General features: G+C 69.8%; 20 protein-coding genes and 1 pseudogene. 7 read left to right on the forward strand and 14 right to left on the reverse strand.

The features are described 5' to 3' along the window. The 6 genes and pseudogenes from ABTW64_RS15080 to ABTW64_RS15105 all read right to left on the reverse strand — a co-directional run. Positions 1-189 (reverse strand): annotated as a pseudogene (locus ABTW64_RS15080) (hypothetical protein); the annotation flags it as partial. Next, entirely contained in the window at positions 186-1,064 is an 879-nt protein-coding gene (locus tag ABTW64_RS15085; protein ID WP_350623757.1) for an ABC transporter permease, read from the reverse strand. The gene ABTW64_RS15085 and the pseudogene ABTW64_RS15080, both read right to left, overlap by 4 nt. Positions 1,065-1,126: 62 nt before the next feature. After that, positions 1,127-2,263: an ABC transporter substrate-binding protein gene (locus tag ABTW64_RS15090; protein ID WP_350623759.1), complete on the reverse strand. Its 1,137-nt coding sequence runs from the start codon at positions 2,261-2,263 to the stop codon at positions 1,127-1,129. 193 nt (positions 2,264-2,456) lie between these two features. Continuing rightward, a complete protein-coding gene (locus ABTW64_RS15095; RefSeq protein ID WP_350623761.1) occupies positions 2,457-3,755 on the reverse strand; it encodes a GNAT family N-acetyltransferase in 1,299 nt (432 codons plus the stop codon). 82 nt (positions 3,756-3,837) lie between these two features. Continuing rightward, on the reverse strand, positions 3,838-4,092 hold the full coding sequence (locus ABTW64_RS15100; protein ID WP_350623764.1) for a zf-HC2 domain-containing protein: 255 nt from the start codon (positions 4,090-4,092) through the stop codon (positions 3,838-3,840). Next, positions 4,089-4,760 carry a sigma-70 family RNA polymerase sigma factor gene (locus ABTW64_RS15105; protein WP_350623766.1) on the reverse strand — a complete coding sequence of 224 codons (672 nt, stop codon included), beginning with the start codon at positions 4,758-4,760 and terminating at the stop codon, positions 4,089-4,091. The genes ABTW64_RS15100 and ABTW64_RS15105 overlap by 4 nt, the downstream gene beginning before the upstream one ends. Positions 4,761-4,851: 91 nt before the next feature. Between ABTW64_RS15105 and aroA the strand changes: the two genes are divergently transcribed. From aroA to bcp, 3 genes are all read left to right on the forward strand, one after another. After that, on the forward strand, positions 4,852-6,189 hold the full coding sequence (gene aroA, locus ABTW64_RS15110) for a 3-phosphoshikimate 1-carboxyvinyltransferase (RefSeq protein ID WP_350623768.1): 1,338 nt from the start codon (positions 4,852-4,854) through the stop codon (positions 6,187-6,189). Further along, positions 6,186-7,232: a ribosome small subunit-dependent GTPase A gene (gene rsgA, locus ABTW64_RS15115; protein ID WP_350623771.1), complete on the forward strand. Its 1,047-nt coding sequence runs from the start codon at positions 6,186-6,188 to the stop codon at positions 7,230-7,232. The genes aroA and rsgA overlap by 4 nt, the downstream gene beginning before the upstream one ends. Positions 7,233-7,349: 117 nt before the next feature. After that, positions 7,350-7,823, forward strand: a complete 474-nt coding sequence (gene bcp, locus ABTW64_RS15120) for a thioredoxin-dependent thiol peroxidase (protein ID WP_350623774.1) — start codon at positions 7,350-7,352, stop codon at positions 7,821-7,823. Positions 7,824-7,844: 21 nt separating this feature from the next. Here the strand turns inward: bcp and ABTW64_RS15125 are convergent, their stop codons facing one another. The 6 genes from ABTW64_RS15125 to nrdH form a co-directional block, all read right to left on the reverse strand. After that, positions 7,845-8,342, reverse strand: coding sequence for a pyridoxamine 5'-phosphate oxidase family protein (locus tag ABTW64_RS15125; RefSeq protein ID WP_350623776.1), 498 nt, complete (start codon positions 8,340-8,342; stop codon positions 7,845-7,847). A 95-nt stretch (positions 8,343-8,437) separates the two neighbouring features. Continuing rightward, the gene (locus ABTW64_RS15130; RefSeq protein ID WP_350623779.1) at positions 8,438-9,409 is read right to left on the reverse strand and encodes a pyridoxal-phosphate dependent enzyme; all 972 of its coding nucleotides are present in this window, start codon (positions 9,407-9,409) and stop codon (positions 8,438-8,440) included. Between the two features lie 312 nt (positions 9,410-9,721). Continuing rightward, positions 9,722-10,696 (reverse strand): class 1b ribonucleoside-diphosphate reductase subunit beta, encoded by a 975-nt coding sequence (gene nrdF / locus ABTW64_RS15135; protein ID WP_350623781.1) that lies wholly within the window; start codon positions 10,694-10,696, stop codon positions 9,722-9,724. Positions 10,697-10,728: 32 nt separating this feature from the next. Beyond that, complete coding sequence (gene nrdE / locus ABTW64_RS15140) at positions 10,729-12,891, reverse strand: class 1b ribonucleoside-diphosphate reductase subunit alpha (protein WP_350623783.1); 2,163 nt, start codon at positions 12,889-12,891, stop codon at positions 10,729-10,731. After that, a complete protein-coding gene (nrdI, locus tag ABTW64_RS15145) occupies positions 12,870-13,301 on the reverse strand; it encodes a class Ib ribonucleoside-diphosphate reductase assembly flavoprotein NrdI (protein ID WP_350623785.1) in 432 nt (143 codons plus the stop codon). Before nrdI ends, nrdE begins: the two co-directional genes overlap by 22 nt. Positions 13,302-13,365: 64 nt before the next feature. After that, positions 13,366-13,599 (reverse strand): glutaredoxin-like protein NrdH, encoded by a 234-nt coding sequence (nrdH, locus tag ABTW64_RS15150; RefSeq protein WP_350623788.1) that lies wholly within the window; start codon positions 13,597-13,599, stop codon positions 13,366-13,368. A 443-nt stretch (positions 13,600-14,042) separates the two neighbouring features. On the opposite strand from nrdH, the gene ABTW64_RS15155 reads away from it, so the two are divergent. The 3 genes from ABTW64_RS15155 (at position 14,043) to ABTW64_RS15165 (ending at position 17,286) form a co-directional block, all read left to right on the forward strand. Beyond that, positions 14,043-15,251: an MFS transporter gene (locus ABTW64_RS15155; protein WP_350623790.1), complete on the forward strand. Its 1,209-nt coding sequence runs from the start codon at positions 14,043-14,045 to the stop codon at positions 15,249-15,251. Positions 15,252-15,355: 104 nt separating this feature from the next. Beyond that, complete coding sequence (locus tag ABTW64_RS15160; RefSeq protein WP_350623792.1) at positions 15,356-16,126, forward strand: alpha/beta fold hydrolase; 771 nt, start codon at positions 15,356-15,358, stop codon at positions 16,124-16,126. Beyond that, positions 16,123-17,286 (forward strand): acyl-CoA dehydrogenase family protein, encoded by a 1,164-nt coding sequence (locus ABTW64_RS15165; RefSeq protein WP_350623794.1) that lies wholly within the window; start codon positions 16,123-16,125, stop codon positions 17,284-17,286. Before ABTW64_RS15160 ends, ABTW64_RS15165 begins: the two co-directional genes overlap by 4 nt. Before the next feature lie 5 nt (positions 17,287-17,291). Here the strand turns inward: ABTW64_RS15165 and ABTW64_RS15170 are convergent, their stop codons facing one another. After that, positions 17,292-17,564, reverse strand: a complete 273-nt coding sequence (locus tag ABTW64_RS15170) for a metal-sensitive transcriptional regulator (RefSeq protein ID WP_350623796.1) — start codon at positions 17,562-17,564, stop codon at positions 17,292-17,294. Between the two features lie 53 nt (positions 17,565-17,617). Between ABTW64_RS15170 and ABTW64_RS15175 the strand changes: the two genes are divergently transcribed. Continuing rightward, on the forward strand, positions 17,618-18,904 hold the full coding sequence (locus ABTW64_RS15175) for a DUF445 domain-containing protein (RefSeq protein WP_502892347.1): 1,287 nt from the start codon (positions 17,618-17,620) through the stop codon (positions 18,902-18,904). 9 nt (positions 18,905-18,913) lie between these two features. Here ABTW64_RS15175 and ABTW64_RS15180 read toward each other — a convergent pair whose 3' ends face one another. Beyond that, positions 18,914-19,390, reverse strand: a complete 477-nt coding sequence (locus tag ABTW64_RS15180; protein ID WP_350623800.1) for a YbaK/EbsC family protein — start codon at positions 19,388-19,390, stop codon at positions 18,914-18,916. Between the last annotated feature and the right edge of the window lie 134 nt (positions 19,391-19,524).

Genomic DNA, 19,524 nt, shown 5'->3' on the forward strand with positions numbered 1-19,524 from the left:
GCCGCGGCGCGGCCCGCCACCCGGCCGGAGAACAGGCAGCCCCGCCCAGCGCGCGCCGGTGAGCTGTCCTGTCGCGCGATCGCGCAGCGTGTAGACGAGCGTGCCGAGCAAGGGCACGAGAAAGGCTCCGCCCACGACGATCGCGATGACCCACCGCGTCAGGCGGCCGGGGGCCATGCTCGCGCTCATCGCTGCCACCTCGCGGCCCGGCGCTGCACGGCCGAGTATGCCCACATGGCAAGCCCCACGATCACGATCATCCCGAGCGCCAGCGCACCGGCGAGGTTCTCGCGGCCGAGCACGGTCTCGCTGGTCAGCGCCGCGCGGATCTGCAATGGCACGATCTGGGCGCCCTGACTGGCGAGGGCCGCCGCCGTCGCGTACGACGAGAAGGCGTTGGCGAACAGCAGCAGCAGACTTGCGAGGAACGCCGGCGCGAGCACGGGGATGCCGACGTGCGCCCAGAAGCCTGCGCGCGTGCCTCCGAGCGTGAGGTTCGCCTCGGCCCACTGGGGCTTGAGCGCCGACAGGGCCGGCAGGAACGTGATGACCATGAGCGGCGTCTGGAAATAGATGTAGGGCCCGAGCAGGCCTCCCAGCTCGTAGATCCACGGCCCGTCCGCGTACAGGTCCACCCCGAAGCCCTCCTGCAGCAGCGACGTCACGACGCCGCTCAAGCCGAACGTCGCGATGAACGCGAACGCGAGCATCACCCCGCCGAACTGCGCCAGCACGCTCGCGCCAGCCTCCACGAGGCGCCGGACGGCACTGGCGGGCGGCGCGGCGAGCAGCGCCCAGCAGACCAGCGCGCCAAGCACGGCGCCGACCACTGCAGTCGTCGCCGACAGCCACACGGTGTTGACGAACACCGCGACGATCGTGGGATCGGCGAGTGCGGCGAGGTTGTCGCCCGTCAGGGCGCCCTCGCCGTCGAACAGTCCCGATGCGAGCGCCAGGATGGTCGGCAGCACCAGGAACAGCGAGACGTACGCCGCGAACGGCACGAGCCCCGACCACGCGAGCAGCGAGGCGGCGGAGATGCGGCGCCCGGAAGGAGGGGCCACCGCAGCCGCGGATCCGACGCCGTGCCCGGCGCCGGTATCCGCGGCCGCGAGGGGGACGACTGTCACTGGACCGCCGACGCCCACTTCTCGCCGAGCAGCGCGCCGGCGGTGTCACTCTGCTCCTGGGTCGGAACGAGCGTCTCGGCCGGCGTCGCGGGCAGCGCTGCGGCGAGGTCGGCGTCGATGGTGCCGGCCTCGGTCATGGCGTCCATGCGAGCCGGACGGGCGCCGCCCTTGAGCCACAGGTTCTGCACCTCGTCGCTGTAGAGGAACTCCTGCCACAGGCGCGCGGCGGCGGGGTGCGGAGCGTCCTTGTTGATGGCCTGGTTGTAGTAGCCCGCGTAGCCCTTGTCCTCGAAGACGACGACCTGCCAATCGGGGTTGTCGGCCTTGTGGGTGGCGTTCAGGTAGTCCCAGTCGAAGACGACCGGCGTCTCGCCGCTCGCGACCGTCGCCGTGGTGACGTCGACTTTCAGCAGGTTTCCTGCCTTCTGGAGGTCGGCGAAGAAGTCGATGCCCGGCTGGAAGTCGTCGAGCGTCCCGCCCGACTGCAGCGTCGCGAGGCCCACGGCCGCGAATGCCGCGCCCGCCTGCGTCGGGTCGCCGTTGATGGCGACGGCACTCCTGTACTCGCTGCCGAGCAGGTCCTCGATCTTCTCGGGCGCCGGGTACTTCGACGAGTCGTAGCCGACCGACATGTACCCGCCGTAGTCGCCGACGAACAGGCCGCTGGGCTCCTTCAGCGCGTCGGGGATCTCATCCCACGTCTGAACCTGGTACGGCGCGAACTGGTCGGTGCTCTGCAACGCGACGGTGAGGCCCAGATCGAACACATCCGGGGCGGTGTCGAGGCCCGCGTTGGTCTCGGCGGCCTGGATCTCCTCGGCGCTCGAGATGTCGGGAGACTGCTCCGTGATGTCGATCTCGGGGTAGCGCTCGGCGAACAGGTCGATGATCTCGCCGTAGTTGGCCCAGTCGCGCGGCAGCGCGATGACGTTGAGCGCGCCTTCGGCCTTGGCGGCCTCTTCGAGCGCCTCGAACGAGCCGAAGTCCTCGACGCTCGTGGCGGTGGCTGCGTCGACGGACGAGCCGCCGGAGGCTTCCCCGGCGGGAGCCGATGCGCTGCTCGCGCAGCCGGTGAGGGAAAGAGCCGACGCGGCGACGAGGCCGAGCGCGGTGAACAGGGGACGACGCGTCATGGCTGTCCTTCGGGTGCGGGGAGACGCCCACGGCGTGGCGGGCGCGCGCTCGGGTGGGCGCGCGTCTCAGGGCGAGACGAGCCGACGCTACGCACCATGCGTGAACATCCCGCTCACCGGCAGGTGAACGATGAACCCGGCATCGGTTACCGGCCGGTGACGACCGCCACTCGTCCCGGATGACCGGAGTGCGTCAGTAGACGATGCTCAGGAAGGGGGCGCGCGGAGCGCGCAGGGCGGAGTCGAGGGCACGGACCGGCTCCAGCTGCCCCTCTACGCGGCCCGCCGCGCGCATGCCCTCCAGCGAGAAGCCGCCGAGGTACGCGCTGGAGAGCTCGACGACCGACAGCGCGACATCCGGCTCGGCATCCGCCACGGGGCTCGCGGTCGCTCGCCCGTCCGTGATGTCGACGCGCCACGTGCCCTCGGCATGGCCCAGCCGGTCGACCACGCGCAGTGTGAGGTGCGCATCCGCCGCGTACGTGCGCGCACGAAGCGCAGCGCGCACGTCCAGGATGCGCAGCCAGCCGTGGTCGGTGACCTGCGACACCGCGAGCCTCGGGTCGGTGATCAGCCAGGGCAGCGGCTCGTCGACCGGCCGCATGTGGGCCACCGCCTTGCTCACCAGGTCGTGCTCGAGCGCGAAGCGCCACAGCGCGGCGAGCGCGGCGTCGTCCTCCGCGACGAGGTACCGGATCTCGAGCTCGCCGCGGCCTCCGGCCTCGGGGTCGCCGCCGATCCCGTACGCCATGACACCCCGGGGCTCGCCCGCCTCGTCCACGTACCGCACGGCGCGCACGCCCGCATCCTTCTCCTCGGCGAGCGCGAGCCGGCCGCGCCAGCGGCGGGGCCACCCCGGGATCTCACCCAGGCGCCGTGCGCGCGTGCGCTCATGCAGATCGCCCATGAGACGCGCGGCGTCTTCGCGGTCGAGGTACTGCACGCGTCCGGGGACCTCCGGCCCCGCCCACCGCGCCAGGCGGGTGTCGACGGTCCAGCTGGCGATCCTCGTAGCGGGCCCGAAGCCGTAGCGGCCGTAGATGGTGGCCTCGCTCGCCGTGAGCCCCGCCAGGGGGACGCCCGCGGCCGCCGCATCGCGCATCTCGGCCTCGAGCATCGACCGCGCGATGCCGCGCCGGCGGTGGGTGCCGGCGACCGTGACCGTGCTGACCGCCCACAGGGGCAGCTCACCACCGGGCACCGACACGGGGGTCACCCACGAGCTGAGCGTGCCGACGGGCACCTCGGCCTGGGGGCCAGCGGGGTCGTACACGCCGATGACGCGGCGCCACGACATGGGCTCGCGCCATTCGGCGATCTCGTCGGCACCGAGCTCCGGTCCGGAGAAGCCGCGGCGCACCGCATGCGACCACGCATCCATCGCCGCGGCACGGTCGTTCTCCACCACCCGGTACTGCAGCCCCCGCTCCGCCAGCGCGGCGCGGGCGGTCTCGTCGAGCGGCAGGGTGCGGGTGTCGGGGTACGCGGGCATGCCTCGAGGCTATCGAGGCGGCGCCGCAGGCCGTGAGGGTCTTGCGCCAGCGCGTCCCGATGGGGCAGGACGCCGCGCCGGGTCAGCGCGTCGCAGCGTGCGACACCTGCGCGTCGCGCAGGCGCGCGAGCACCATGTTCTTGAGCTCCTCGGGGGCGGTCTCCTTGCACGCGCGCGCGATCACGTCGGTCAGCGTGCGCGACACCAGCGCCTCGTCTCGGCAGGACGCGCACGTCTCCAGGTGCTCGCGGATGTCGGCGTGCTCGGTCTTGCACACCTCGTTGCGGAGGTACTCCTCGAGATCCTGCCGCGCCTTCTCACAACCGCAGTCGGTCATTTCCTCTTGCTCCTCGTGGGGGCGGCCTGGATTCCTCGCTCGGCCGCATAGTCCTTCAGCAGGTCGCGCAGCAGCCGCCGGCCGCGGTGCAGGCGGCTCATGACCGTGCCGATCGGGGTCTTCATGATGTCGGCGATCTCCTGGTAGGCGAAGCCCTCGACGTCGGCGAGGTACACCGCCATCCGGAAGTCGTCGGGGATGGACTGCAGCGCGTCCTTCACGACCGACGCCGGCATCCGGTCGATCGCCTCAGCCTCTGCCGATCGGCTGCTCATGGCCGTGGTCGACTCGGCGCCGCCGAGCTGCCAGTCCTCGAGGTCGTCGATCGTGCCCTGATAGGGCTCGCGCTGCTTCTTGCGGTACGTGTTGATGTAGGTGTTCGTCAGGATGCGATACAGCCATGCCTTGAGATTGGTGCCCTGTGTGAACGAGGCCCAGGAGGCGAACGCCTTGACGAACGTCTCCTGCACCAGGTCGGCGGCATCGCTCGGGTTGCGGGTCATGCGCATCGCCGCGCCGTACAGCTGATCCATGAACGGCAGCGCCTGCTGCTCGAACTGATCGCGGGCGCTGATCGTCTCCTCGACCCGCTCGTCGGCGGGCGCACCCCCGGTCACCGGCTGCGGGTCCACGTCGTCGGTGTCGGCCAGTTCGGGCTCATCGTCCATCACGCGCCAGTCTAGGCCGGTGCGCGCGGGCGATAAGGGCGCCAGAATCGCGGCAGTCATGGATGTCCTCGCTTTCACTAGGGTGGAACCGATGACCGCGCGCGAGTATTCCCCCGACGCCCCGCAGGGCGAGTACGCCGCGCCCGCCGCGGACGGACCGCTCGACGCCGCCCTGACGATCCCCGGATCGAAGTCGCTGACGAATCGCGAGCTGATCCTGGCTGCGCTGGCCGAGGGACCGAGCCGGCTGCTCTCGCCGCTCCAGTCGGACGACTCCCGCCGCATGGTCGAGGGCCTGGAGGCGCTGGGCGTGCGGGTCGAGACGGTCCGGGGAGAGGGCCCCTTCGGCCCCGACCTGCGCGTTCATCCCGCCACGCCGTTCGCCGGCGGCGCGACCGTCGACTGCGGACAGGCCGGCACGGTGATGCGCTTCCTGGCTCCGCTCGCGGGCTTCGCGTCGGGCGACGTGCTGGTCACCGCGCACGAGAACGCGCTGCACCGCCCGATGGCCGAGATGATCCGCGCGCTTCGCGACGTGGGCGTCGACATCGACGACGGCGGCCACTGGTCGCTGCCGTTCACGGTGCGCGGACACGGCCACGTGCGCGGCGGCGAGATCACGATCGACGCCTCGGCCTCGAGCCAGTTCGTGTCCGGCCTGCTGCTCGCGGCGCCGCGGTTCGACGTCGGCCTGCGCCTGCGTCACGTCGGGTCGCGCCTGCCGAGCGTGCCCCACATCGACATGACGGTCGAGGCGCTGGCGCGCCGGGGCGTGCATGTCGAGCGCCCCGCTCCGGGCGAGTGGATCGTACCCGCGGGCCCGCTGCGGGCGAAGGACATCGCGATCGAGCCCGACCTGTCCAACGCCGCCCCGTTCCTCGCCGCGGCCATGGTCGCGGGCGGTCACGTCACGGTGGCCGGTTGGCCGCCGCACTCCACACAGCCCGGCGCGCAGCTGGTCGACATCCTGCAGCTCATGGGAGCCCGCGTCAGCCGGCGCGGCGGCGCACTCACGGTCGCCGCCGGGCGCGGCATCCACGGCATCGACCTCGATCTGTCGGCCGTGAGCGAGCTCACTCCCACGCTCGTGGGGCTGGCGGTGTTCGCCGACTCGCCCACGACGTTCCATGGCATCGGCCACATCCGCGGCCACGAGACCGACCGCATCGCGGCGCTCGTGGGCAACGTGAAGGCGCTCGGCGGCTCGGCGGAGGAGCTGCCGGACGGCATCCGCATCACACCGCCGGCGGTCACCGGCTCGCCGCTCACCGGTGGGACCTGGCAGGCCCACCACGATCACCGCATGGCGACCACCGGCGCGCTGATCGGACTGCGCGTGCCGGGCGTCGTGGTCGACGACATCGGCACGACCGGCAAGACCCTCCCCCAGTTCACCCAGCTGTGGGACGAGATGCTGGGCGGCCGATGAGCTGGTTGGACGACCCCCTCGACGACGACGAGCCGCTCTTCGACGAGGGCGATGTGCGCATCCGCCCGAACCCGAAGGCCAATCGGCCGCGCACCAAGCGCCGCCCCGCGCACGAGGACGCGACGATCGCGCGCGTGCTGGGCGTCGACCGCGGCCGCTACGCGGTGCTCGTGGGAGAGGACACGCCGAACGAGCGCCAGCTGACCGCCGCCCGAGCACGTGAGCTGCGCAAGACGCCCATCGTCACGGGCGACCGCGCGCGGGTCGTCGGCGACACGAGCGGCCAGGAGGGCACGCTCGCGCGCATCGTGGGCATCGAGGAGCGCACGTCGCTGCTGCGGCGCAGCGCGGACGACACCGACCAGGTCGAGCGCGTGATCGTCGCGAACGCCGACCAGATGCTCGTGGTGGTCGCGGCGGCCGATCCCGAGCCCCGCCCCCGTCTCGTCGACCGGTATCTCGTCGCCGCGCTCGACGCGGGCATCCGCCCGCTCATGGTCGTCACCAAGACCGACCTCGCCGACCCCGCGCCGTTCCTCGAGCACTTCGAAGGGCTGGACGACCTGCGCGTCTTCCGGTCGGCGCAGGACGCCTGGCCCGTGGACGAGATCGGCCGAGCACTCGTCGGTCACACCACGGTGTTCGTCGGCCACTCGGGCGTCGGCAAGTCGACCCTGGTCAACGCCCTGGTGCCCGACGCACGGCGCGCGACGGGCCACGTCAACGAGGTCACCGGCCGCGGGCGGCACACGTCGTCGTCGACGGTCTCTCTGCGCTACCACGGCGAGAACGGCACGGGCTGGGTCATCGACACCCCCGGCGTCCGTTCGTTCGGCCTCGGGCACGTGGATCCCGCGAACATCCTGCGCGCCTACCGGGATCTCGACAGCGTGGCCGAGCAGTGCCCCCGCGGCTGCACGCACCTTCCCGATGCCCCCGACTGCGCGCTCAACGACGCCGTCGCCGACGGGCGCCTGCCAGCCTCGCGCGTGGACTCGCTGCAGCGCCTGCTGGCGACCTTCAAGGACCGCACCGACTACTGACGCGCCCGGGGCGTCGCCCCGCGACGACACGTTCCCTCACCGACGACACGCGTTCTGCACGCTCAGATGGCGTGTTCTCGTTGAGAGCACGTGCCCCCGCGAACGTAGGGTGGAGGGGTGACGACACGCCTCGAACCCGGAACACCCGCCCCCGACTTCACGCTGCAGGATCAGGACGGCCAGCCCGTCTCGCTCGCCGGCTTCCGTGGCGGCAAGGTCGTGCTGTACTTCTACCCCGCCGCCATGACGCCCGGCTGCACGACGCAGGCATGCGACTTCCGCGACAGCATCGCGTCACTGGCCGGAGCCGGATACACCGTGCTCGGCGTCTCGCGCGACGAGCCCGCCAAGCTCGCCCAGTTCCGCGAGCGCGACGGCCTGACGTTCACCCTGTTGAGCGACCCCGATGCCGACGTGCATCGCGCGTACGGCACATGGGGCCAGAAGATGAACTACGGCAAGGTCGTCGAGGGCGTCATCCGGTCCACCTTCGTGATCGACGAGCACGGGACGATCGCCAAGGCGCTCTACAACGTCAAGGCGACCGGCCACGTGGCGCGGCTGCGCAAGGAGCTCGGCATCGACGCCTGAGCTCCCCGCGCAGCGCGTCGCTCAGAGCTCGACCGTGCGGTTCTCGCCGACGTCGGGCTGGGTGCGGGTGACGGCCGCCTTCGCGATCTTGAACGCCGACACGATGCCCGGCTCATCCGTGGCCCAGTACTCGGCGGTCTCGGCGTGCACCCGGATGAGCGCGATCGTCGGATCCTCCCGGCCCTCCGGGAACCACGCCTGCACCGCGGGAGTCCAGTACTCGTCGACCTTCTGCGGGTCGTGCACGACCGTCGCGGTTCCGGCGATCGACAGGTAGCCCTTGCCCGATTCGAAGGCCACGTTCACTGAGCTGTTCCCAGCGATGTCGCGGATCTTCGGGCTGTCATCCTGCGCGAAGAACCACAGGTTGCCGTCGAACTCGACGTCCTGTGCCGCGAGCGGGCGGCTGTGGAGGTGACCCTCCGGGCTCACGGTCGTGAGCAGGCCGATCTTGGCCGCCTTCACGATTTTGCGGATGGTCTCCAGGTCGTCGTCGGTCGCATGGGGCAGGTTCTCCATCAGCGATCTCCTTCCGTGTCGTGACGACCACGGTAGGCGCGCCGAGCCGAGGAGCCGACCCGGTTGACAGGGAAGGAGGACTCCCCCGGAGCTTCTCAGGATGCCGCGACGCCCGTGACGAGCTCCGTCGTCTGCGCGTGGCCGAACAGGCCCGGCAGACCGCCGGTGTGCCAGAACACGATCGGCTCGTCGTCCGCCAGCTCCCCGTCGCGGATGGCGGCCATGAGGCCGGCGAGCGCGCGGCCGGTGTAGGTCGGGTCGAGCACGATGCCCTCGGTGCGCGCCGCGAGTCGCACCGCCGCCGCCGCTCCCCGCGCGAGCACCCCGTACGCGGCCCCCACCTGGTCCATGCGCACGCGCAACCGGGATGCGTCGACAGGCCCGCTGATGGCGGACACCAGCGACGCCACTGCGGCACGAGGATCGGGAACGGCACCGACGTGCACGCCCAGCACGCGGCACGCGCCCAGCGTCGCCACGAGACCCGCCATGGTCCCACCCGATCCGAGCGCCACGACCGAGGTCGCGCCGGGCAGCTGCCCTTCCAGTTCCGCCGCCGCGTCCGCGTAGGCTGACGCACCATCGGGGCTGCTGCCGCCGAACGGAACGACGAATGCGCGGCGGCCCGCTGCGGTGAGCTCGGCGGCCGTCTCGTCTGCGACGACCGAGAGGGTGCGGGCCTCTGCGTCGGGCACCCACCGCACCTGCGCGCCGAAGAGCTCATCGAGGAGCAGGTTGCCCGCGGGTTGCGCCGCGGGCGCACCTGCGAGGACGAGCACGGCGCGGAGCCCCATGCGGGCGGCGGCTGCGGCCGTCAGGCGGGCGTGGTTCGACTGGGCCGCTCCCGTGGTGACGACCGTGTCAGCCCCTTCGCGCCGGGCGGCCGCCAGGATGCGCTCGAGCTTGCGCACCTTGTTGCCGCCCGCGCCCAGGCCTGTGAGGTCATCCCGCTTGATCCACAGCCGGCCCGGGGCGAGTCCCACGGCGGCGGCGAGACGCGGAGCATTCTCCACGGGCGTCGGAAAAGAGCCGAGGAGCACTCTCTGGGCGGAATCGCGGCTGGTCATGTGGACCAGTATTCCGCATGCCTGCGACCGGCCCTTGACGCGAGAGCACCCCTCCTGGGGAGCTGAACCCGATGCTCGACCCGGGAGGGGCGCCTGTCTCGCTTGGCGGGATCGGTACCCGAAACCGTCCCGCAGATGCCTGAGGCCTTGGTGGAGGGCTCTCATTGACATCAAGCATGCATCACGCGCGCCGCGAGAGATATTTGACGCCGTTCTCTTGACAAAGGCGCAACACCCGCGCTAAGCCGAAGCCCCGGTCGGCTGCCTCGAGAGGCGTCCGACCGGGGCCCGGCGTGCAACGTCAGGACGGCGTCAGAAGTCCCAGTCCTCGTCTTCAGTGGCCTCGTGCTTGCCGATGACGTACGACGATCCCGATCCCGAGAAGAAGTCGTGGTTCTCGTCCGAGTTCGGCGAGAGCGACGAGATGATCGTCGGGTTCACGTTGGTGACCGACGCCGGGAACATGGCCTCGTATCCAAGGTTCATGAGGGCCTTGTTGGCGTTGTAGTGCAGGAACTTCTTGACGTCCTCGGTCAGCCCGACCTGGTCGTAGAGGTCCTGCGTGTACTGCACCTCGTTGTCGTAGAGCTCGTAGAGCAGCGAGAACGTGTAGTCCTTGATCTCGTCGCGCTGAGCCTGGTCGACCAGCTCGAGGCCCTTCTGGAACTTGTAGCCGATGTAGTAGCCGTGTACGGCCTCGTCCCGGATGATGAGGCGGATCAGGTCGGCGGTGTTCGTCAGCTTCGCGCGGCTCGACCAGTGCAGCGGCAGGTAGAAGCCCGAGTAGAACAGGAAGCTCTCGAGCAGGGTCGAGGCGACCTTGCGCTTGAGCGGCTCGTCGCCACGGTAGTACTCCATGACGATCTGGGCCTTCTTCTGCAGGTTCGGGTTCTCGACCGACCAGCGGAAAGCCTCGTCGATCTCCTGCGTCGAGCACAGCGTCGAGAACACCGACGAGTAGCTCTTGGCGTGCACCGACTCCATGAAGGCGATGTTGGTGTACACCGCCTCCTCGTGCGGGGTCAGCGCGTCGGGGATCAGCGAGACGGCGCCCACCGTGCCCTGGATCGTGTCCAGCAGCGTGAGGCCCGTGAACACGCGCATGGTGAGCTGCTGCTCGTCCGGGGTGAGCGTGTTCCACGACTGGATGTCGTTGGACAGCGGCACCTTCTCGGGCAGCCAGAAGTTGTTCACGAGGCGGTTCCACACCTCGACGTCCTTCTCGTCCTGGATCCGGTTCCAGTTGATCGCCTGGACCTGGTTCAGCAGCTTGACCGCTTCAGTCATCTCTCGTTCTCTCTCGGGATCTCAGGCGCGGGTCAGAGCGTGCAGCTCACGCACTGGTCGATGTCCGTGCCCTCGAGGGCCATCTGGCGCAGACGGATGTAGTAGATCGTCTTGATGCCCTTGCGCCAGGCGTAGATCTGGGCCTTGTTGATGTCACGGGTGGTGGCGGTGTCCTTGAAGAACAGCGTCAGCGACAGGCCCTGGTCGACGTGCTGGGTGGCCGCCGCGTAGGTGTCGATGACCTTCTCGTAGCCGATCTCGTAGGCGTCCTGGTAGTAGTCCAGGTTGTCGTTCGTCATGAACGGCGCCGGGTAGTAGACGCGGCCGAGCTTGCCTTCCTTGCGGATCTCGATCTTCGACGCGATCGGGTGGATCGACGACGTCGAGTTGTTGATGTACGAGATCGAGCCGGTCGGCGGCACCGCCTGCAGGTTCTGGTTGTAGATGCCGTGCTGCCGGATGGACGCCTTCAGCTCACGCCAGTCGTCCTGCGTCGGGATGTGGTGGCCGACGAACATCTGCGCGACCTTCTCGGTCTGCGGCACCCACTCCTGCTCGATGTACTTGTCGAAGAACTCGCCGGACGCGTACTTCGAGTCCTCGAAGCCCTCGAACGCGACGCCGCGCTCCATCGCGAGCTTGTTCGACGCGCGCAGCGCGTGGAACAGCACCGTGTAGAAGTAGATGTTCGTGAAGTCGACGCCCTCTTCCGAGCCGTAGTAGACGCGCTCGCGAGCGAGGTAGCCGTGCAGGTTCATCTGGCCGAGGCCGATCGCGTGCGACTTGTCGTTGCCGTCCTCGATCGAGCGCACCGAGCGGATGTGGCTCTGGTCGCTGACCGCGGTGAGCGCGCGGATGGAGGTCTCGATGGTCTTGCCGAGGTCGGGCGAGTCCATCGCGAGCGCGATGTTCAGCGAACCCAGGTTGCAGGAGATGTCCTTGCCGATCCGGTCGTACGAGAGGTCCTCGTTCAGGGTCGTCGGCGTGTTCACCTGCAGGATCTCGCTGCACAGGTTGGACATGTTGATGCGGCCCTTGATCGGGTTGGCCTTGTTCACCGTGTCCTCGAACATGATGTACGGGTAGCCCGACTCGAACTGGATCTCGGCGAGGGTCTGGAAGAACTTGCGCGCGTTGATCTTGGTCTTCTTGATGCGCGGGTCGTCGACCATCTCGCGGTACTTCTCGGTGACCGAGATGTCGCCGAAGGGAACGCCGTAGACGCGCTCGACGTCGTAGGGCGAGAAGAGGTACATGTCCTCGTCGTTCTTGGCGAGCTCGAACGTGATGTCCGGCACGACCACGCCGAGCGACAGCGTCTTGATGCGGATCTTCTCGTCGGCGTTCTCGCGCTTGGTGTCGAGGAACTTCATGATGTCGGGGTGGTGCGCCGACAGGTACACCGCGCCCGCGCCCTGACGCGCGCCCAGCTGGTTGGCATAGCTGAACGAGTCCTCGAGCAGCTTCATGACGGGGATGATGCCGCTGGACTGGTTCTCGATCTGCTTGATCGGGGCGCCGGCCTCCCGGATGTTCGAGAGCAGCAGGGCCACGCCGCCGCCGCGCTTGGACAGCTGCAGCGCCGAGTTGATGCCGCGCGCGATCGACTCCATGTTGTCCTCGATGCGCAGCAGGAAGCAGCTGACGAGCTCGCCACGCTGGGCCTTGCCGGCGTTGAGGAATGTCGGGGTGGCGGGCTGGAAACGGCCCGAGATGATCTCCTCGACCAGGCTCCAGGCCAGGTCCTGATCGCCGTCGGCGAGCGCGAGGGCCGTCATCACGACGCGGTCCTCGAAGCGCTCGAGGTAGCGCTTGCCGTCGAACGTCTTGAGCGTGTAGCTCGTGTAGTACTTGAAGGCGCCGAGGAACGTCTCGAAGCGGAACTTCTTGCCGTACGCGAAGTCGTTCAGCCGCTCGATGAACTCGAACGGGTACTTCTCGATGACAGCGCCCTCGTAGTACTCCTTCTCGACCAGGTAGTCGAGGCGCTCCTTGAGGGAGTGGAAGAACACCGTGTTCTGGTTGACGTGCTGCAGGAAGTACTCCCGCGCCGCGCGCTTGTCCGCGTCGAACTGGATCTTCCCGTTCTCGTCGTACAGGTTCAGCATCGCGTTGAGGGCGTGGTAGTCCATTCCCTCGAACTTCGCGTTGTGCTTGAAGTCGACATCCGTGGTCAAGGCTGCTGCTTCCACCATCGTTCCAATCCGTCGCTTACGCGATCGACGTCGTCGGGTGTGCCGAAGAGTTCGAGCCGGTACAAGTGAGGCACGTGGCACTTGCGGCTGATGATGTCGCCGGCGAGGCAGTAGTCCTCGCCGAAGTTGGTGTTGCCCGCAGCGATGACTCCCCGGATCCAGCGCCGGTTGCGTTCGTCGTTGAGGAAGCGGATGACCTGCTTCGGCACCGCGCCGCGCTCGTCACCCCCGCCATAGGTGGGGGTGACGAGCACGTAGGGCTCGTCGACCACGAGCGGATCGTCGCCACGGTGGAGGGGGATCCGCTCGGCCCGCATCCCGAGCTTCTCGATGAAACGCGCCGTGTTGCCCGACACGCTCGAGAAGTAGACCAGGAGAGGCGCCTCAGTCGGTGCGACTGTCGCGGTCATGTCTGCTCACTCCAGAAGGAAGTTCGCTCCTTGTCTCGCCGCCGTTCCGGCGAGGGTGAGGCGATCAGGCCAGGCGCGAGGCCAGGCCGTCGATCATGTCGGGACGGAAGCCCGACCAGTGGTCCTCGTCCGTGACGACGACCGGCGCCTGCATGTAGCCGAGCGCCTTGACCTGCTCGAGGGCAGCCGGGTCCTGCGAGAGGTCGACGACCTCGTACTCGATTCCCTTGGAGTCGAGCGCGCGGTACGTGGCCGTGCACTGGACGCAGGAGGGCTTGGTGTAGACCGTGATCGCCATGCGCTTTCCCTTCGCAGATCGCCTGGAACCGGCGTAGCTCCGCCGGGACCTCAATACTACATATGGGTACGGACATTACGGGTCACCACTAGGGGTAGTAGTTACAACCGTGTGATTTTCCACGACTCTCCACCGCCTGACCACAGGTCTCTCCACCGATCCATCCACAGGATGACGCGGCGGAGACGGCCCCGATCGGCGCGGGAAATCGCGGCTCGCACGGTCGCCCGCACCCTCTCTCCACAGATAGAACGCTAGAGAGGGCCACCGACATCCCACATGCTGTGGAACGTGCCTCCTCGGCGTGTCGCGGCGTGTCGCGGGAGGGCCGGGCTCGCGGCCCGAGAGGGCCGTCTGCGTCGGCGTCCCCGCGCCGGCGCGACGCCCGGCAACGGGCCTCCCGTCGAGGCTTCCGCGCAGGTGCCAGGCACTAGCGTGAGGGGGTGTCGTCCTACCGTGAACTCGCCCGCACGCCGGGCGTCGCTCGCATCATCGCCGCCCAGCTGACGGCCCGGTTCCCCTCGGGCATGGTCAGCCTCGGCATCCTCATCCACGTCGAGCACCTCACGCATTCGTACGGCGCCGCGGGCACCGTGCTCGCCGCCATGTCCATCGGCCAGGCCGTCGCGGGCCCGATCACCAGTCGCTGGATGGGTCGCTGGGGCATGCGCCCCGTGCTGTCGCTGCTCACCCTGATCTACGCCGCCGCTATCACGGTCGTCGCCGTGGTCGCGCTGCCCGTGCCCGTGCTGGTCGCGCTGGGTCTCATCGCCGGTCTGGCGACGCCGCCCGTGCAGTCGGCCGTGCGCACGATCTACCCCAAGCTCGTCAACTCGCGTCAGCTCACCGCGCTGTACTCCCTGGATGCGTCGCTGCAGGAGATCATCTGGGTCGTCGCGCCGGTGCTCGTGACGTTCCTCGCGCTTCAGGTGTCGAGCGTGCTCGCGCTGCTCGTGATCGCCGTCGTGGCTCTCGCCGGAGGCGCCTGGTTCATCTTCTCCCCCGAGGTCGGGCGCGTGCGCATCCCCCGCAGCCGGGCCGCCTTCGGGCGGGTGCTGCGCAAGCCCACCGTGCTGCTCACCACGGCGATCGGCCTGATGTTCATCGGATCCGCGGCGGCCGTCGAGGCCGGCATCGTCGCCGCCTTCGGCGAGGGCGGCGTCGAGTCGGGCCTCGTGCTGGCGGCCTACGCGCTCGGCAGCCTCGCCGGCGGCCTGGGCTCGGGCGGCATCCCGATGCGGCCTTCGTCGACTGCCCGGCGACTGTGCATCGTGACCCTCGGCACCGCGCTGACGCTCATCATGGTCGACAACCCGTGGTGGCTGGCGCTGGCGCTGTTCATCGCGGGCGTCGGCTTCGCCCCCGCCCTGGCGGCCATGCTCGCGGGCACGTCGGCGAGCGTCAAGTTCAGCGAGACGGCCGAGGCCTACGGCTGGATCAACACCGGTCAGCTCATCGGGGCGGCGCTCGGCTCGATGGCGGCGGGGTTCGCGATCGACGGCACGGGCCCCACGGGCGCCTACCTCGTCAGCATCGCCATGATCGTCGTGGCCACCGTCATCGCCGCGGTCTTCTACCGGGGCTTCCCCGATCTGCGCCACCGCGACGCCTCGCCGATGCCCGACACCGAGCAGCTCCCCGTCATCGCCTGACCGCGACCGCATCGAGCCAGGACCGCGTCGAGCCAGGACCGCGCGAAGCCAGGACCGCTTGGAGCCAGGACCGCTTGGAGCCAGGACCGCGCGAAGATAGTGACATGACGTCTGCCGCGCCATCCCCGCTCGCTCTGCCCCGCATCCGCTGGGGATCTTCGGCCTCGGATCGCCGCGCCCTGCTGGTGCACGGGCTCGGATCGTCGGGCGCGCTGATGTGGCGCTTCGGCGTTGCCCTGGCCGACGCGGGATGGCACGCGACCGCGGTGGACCTGCGCGGACACGGCGACGCGCCGCGCGCGCTCGACTACCGCGTCGCGGCGTACGCCGCCGACGTCGCGTCGACGGCACCGGATGACGGGGGGCCCTGGGATCTGGTGGTCGGCCACTCGCTCGGCGGCGCCGCCACCGCGCAGGCCGCCGCCGACCACCCCGAGTGGACGCGACGCGTCGTGCTCGTCGACCCGGCCATCCGGCTGCAGGAGCGCGACTCCGCCATCGTGCGCCGCAGCCAGGAGCGCGCGTTCGCCGACAATCGTCTCGCGGCCGTGCGCGAGGAGCACCCGCACTGGCACCCCCAGGACCAGGAGCTGAAGGTCGATGCCGTCGCCCGCGCCAGCCGCTGGGCGGTCGAGCAGACCAGCGCCCAGAACCCCGTGTGGGATGTGCGGGAGGCGGCCGCACGTCTGCGGGTGCCGACGCATGTGATCGGCTCGGATCCCGCGGTCTACAGCATCTTCACCGGCGAGACCGCCGACGAGGTGCTGCGGAATCCGGCGATCTCGATGTCCGTCGTGCCGGGCGCGGGCCATTCGCCGCACCGCGACAAGCCCGAGCAGACCATCCGGCAGCTGTGGGAGGTGCTCTCCGCATGACCTCCCCCTTCGATCCGCGCGAGATCCTGACCGACGAGCTCGTCGAGCGCATCCGTTCGCGCGCCGGCCGGGTCGACGCCGACAACACGTTCCCCCACGAAGACCTGGCCGACCTGGGCGAGGCGGGGTACCTGCGCGCGCTCGTGCCCGCCGACCGCGGCGGCCTCGGCCTCTCACTCGCCGACGTATCGCTGCTGCAGCAGCGGCTCGCCGAGGCAGCTCCGGCCACGGCGCTCGCCATCAACATGCACCTCGTGTGGACCGGCGTCGCCAAGGTGATGCATGATCGCGGCATCGACGATCTGCGTTTCGTGCAGGATGGCACGGCCGCGGGCGAGGTGTTCGCGTTCGGCATCAGCGAGGCGGGCAACGACCTCGTGCTGTTCGGAAGCGACACGGAGGCGACCCCGCGCCCGGACGGCTCGTACGCGTTCACCGGCACGAAGATCTTCACCTCGCTCGCGCCCGTGTGGACCCAGCTCGGTCTGCACGGCCTCGACACCACGTCGGCCGACGCGCCGCAGCTGGTCTACGCCTTCATCGGTCGCGACGAGCGCGTCGTGACGCGCGACGACTGGGACACCCTCGGCATGCGCGGCACCCAGAGCCGCACGACCGAGCTTCACGGCGCCGTCGCCCCGGCCGACCGCGTGGTGCGGCGCGTGGCCCCCGGCCCGAACCCCGACCCGATTGTGTTCGGCATCTTCAGCGTCTTCGAGGTGCTTCTCGCCTCGGTGTACACCGGGATCGCCCGGCGGGCCCTCGATCTCGCGGTCGCCGCGGCCCAGGGCCGCCGCTCGAAGAAGACGGGCAGGGCCTACAGCCAGGATCCCGACATCCGGTGGCGCATCGCCGAGATGGCGCTCGCGTACGACGCCCTGCCGCCCCAGCTGGCGGCGATCGCGCGCGATATCGACGGGCGGGTCGATCACGGCCAACGGTGGTTCTCGCTGCTGTCCGGCGTCAAGCACCGCGCCACGGCCACGGCGAAGCGCGTGGTCGACGACGCGATGCTGGTGGCCGGCGGCTCGTCGTTCTTCGCGGGAAGCGAGCTGTCGCGCCTGTATCGCGACGTGCTGGCGGGCGCGTTCCATCCGTCCGATCCCGAGTCGGCGCACGCGACCGTCGCGTCGGCCTGGCTCGGGCCCGTGGAGGCCTGAGGCGCTCAGCGTCCGTCGAAGTCGAACGCGCGCAGAAGCTCGTTCACGGCCTGCTCGCGGTCGTCGTCGCCGCGCTCGAACATGTGCGTCACGTGCGTGCGCAGGTGGTTCTCGAGCAGCAGGCGGTTGAGAGATTCAAGCGAGCGCTGGATCGCTCGCGACTGCGTGATGATGTCCATGCAGTAGTCCTCGTTCTCGATCATCCGCCCGAGCCCTCGCAGCTGGCCCTCGAGGATGCGGGTGCGGTGCAGCGCGCGCTTCTGGATGTCTTCGATCACGCAGTCGAGCGTACGCCGCGAGCCGGCTCACCGGGCGTGCGAGGATGACGGGCATGGCGCGCACCGCTCTTGCCGACACCTCCTCCGGGCTGCTGACCGACGCCGACCGGGAGCGGCTGCGTGGGCTGCGGCGCATGAAGGCCGTCGCCCTCGGTGCGCTGCTGTTCATGGCCGTGCTGTTCGTCGTCGGCTTCGCTCTGCAGGAGCGCGTGCACGCCTTCGCCTACGTGCGGGCGGCCGCGGAGGGCGGAATGGTGGGCGCACTGGCCGATTGGTTCGCGGTCACGGCGCTGTTCCGCCGGCCGCTCGGGCTGCCCATCCCCCACACGGCGATCATCCCCACTCGCAAGGACGAGATCGGTCGCAACCTCGGGGAGTTCGTGGAGACCAACTTCCTCGAGGCGAACGTGGTGCGCGCCAAGCTCGCGTCGACGCCGATCGCCGCCCGCCTCGGAGCGTGGCTCCGCACGCCCGAGCACGCCGAGCGCGTGGCCTCCGAGGGCGCCGCCATGGCGCAGGGCGTGCTGAGAGCGCTGAGCGACGACGACGTGCAGGATGTCATCGAGTCGCTCGCGCGGGAGCACCTGATCGAGCCCGGCTGGGGGGAGCCGCTGGGCAGCTGGCTCGAGCGCGTGATCGACACGGAGGCGCATCACGGAGCCGTCGACCTCGCCGCGGAGACCGTCGCCGCATGGCTCGACGCGAACCCCAGCGCCTTTGAGGGCCTCGTCTCGCGCCGGCTGCCGTCGTGGGTGCCGTCGGTCGCACAGCGCCTGGTCGACCACACCGTCTACAACGAGGCCGTCGCCTTCGTCGGCGCGGTGCAGGCCGACCCGGCGCACCCCGCGCGTCGCGCGATCGACGGCTATCTGAGCCGCCTCGCCCACAACCTTCAGCACGACGAGCCCACACGTGCGCGGCTCGAACAGGCGAAGGCCACGCTGTTCGACAGCCCCGGCATCCGGCGTCTGGCCGCCGAGGCATGGGGCACCGCGAAGCAGGGTCTTCTCCGTGAGCTCGACCAGCCCGCGAGCGCCCTTCGAACACGTCTGCGCGACGCCCTCGCCGAGGTCGGCGCACGCCTCGAGGACGAGCCGTCCCTGCAGGCACGCGTGGACACGTGGGTGACCGATGCGGCGGTGTTCCTCGTCGGCCGCTATCGGCACGACATCGCCTCGCTCATCACCGACACGGTCGAGCGGTGGGACCCGCAGGAGACGACCGAGAAGATCGAGCTCATGGTCGGCCGCGACCTGCAGTACATCCGCCTCAACGGAACGGTCGTCGGTGCACTGGCGGGCCTCGTGATCTTCACGATCGCGCACGCCGTGCTGGGGTGACGTTCGACCTCAGTCGACGCGCTCCACGCGCCCGTCGGTGAGACGGACGAGCTCCTCGAACGACAGCGGGAACACGGTGTGAGCCGTCCCCGCCGCGGCCCAGACCTGCGGATACGCGCCCAGCGCCGGGTCGACGATGGTCTCGATCGCCGCCGGATGCCCCGTCGGCGCGACCCCGCCGATCACCTGCCCGGTCGCCTCGAGCACCTGCTCCGCGGTCGCACGTGCGATCCGACCGCGACCCAGGCGCTGCGCCAGCGCCGCCGTGTCGACGCGGTGGGCGCCGCTCGTCATCACGAGCAACGGTCGCTCGTCGCACCAGAACACGAGGCTGTTGGCGATCGCGCCGACCTCCACGCCGAGAGCGGCCGCCGCCTGCGCGGCGGTGGCCGCCGCAACCGGCAGAACCACGATCCGACCGGGTATGCCCGCCTGCTGCAGGCGCTCGGCGACGCGGACATTGCGGGGATGAAGCTGTGCCGTCATGCCGCAAGTCTATGGAACGCGAAAACGCGCCCTTCTGCCGGCAGCCGCAACCGCCCGGAAAACGCAGAAGGGCCACCCAACGTTGGGTGGCCCTTCTGTCAAAGGAAGTCCGGCGGTGTCCTACTCTCCCACAG

The sequence above is a fragment of the Microbacterium sp. NPDC096154 genome (assembly GCF_040302945.1).
In the GTDB taxonomy this organism is placed as follows: Bacteria; Actinomycetota; Actinomycetes; order Actinomycetales; family Microbacteriaceae; genus Microbacterium.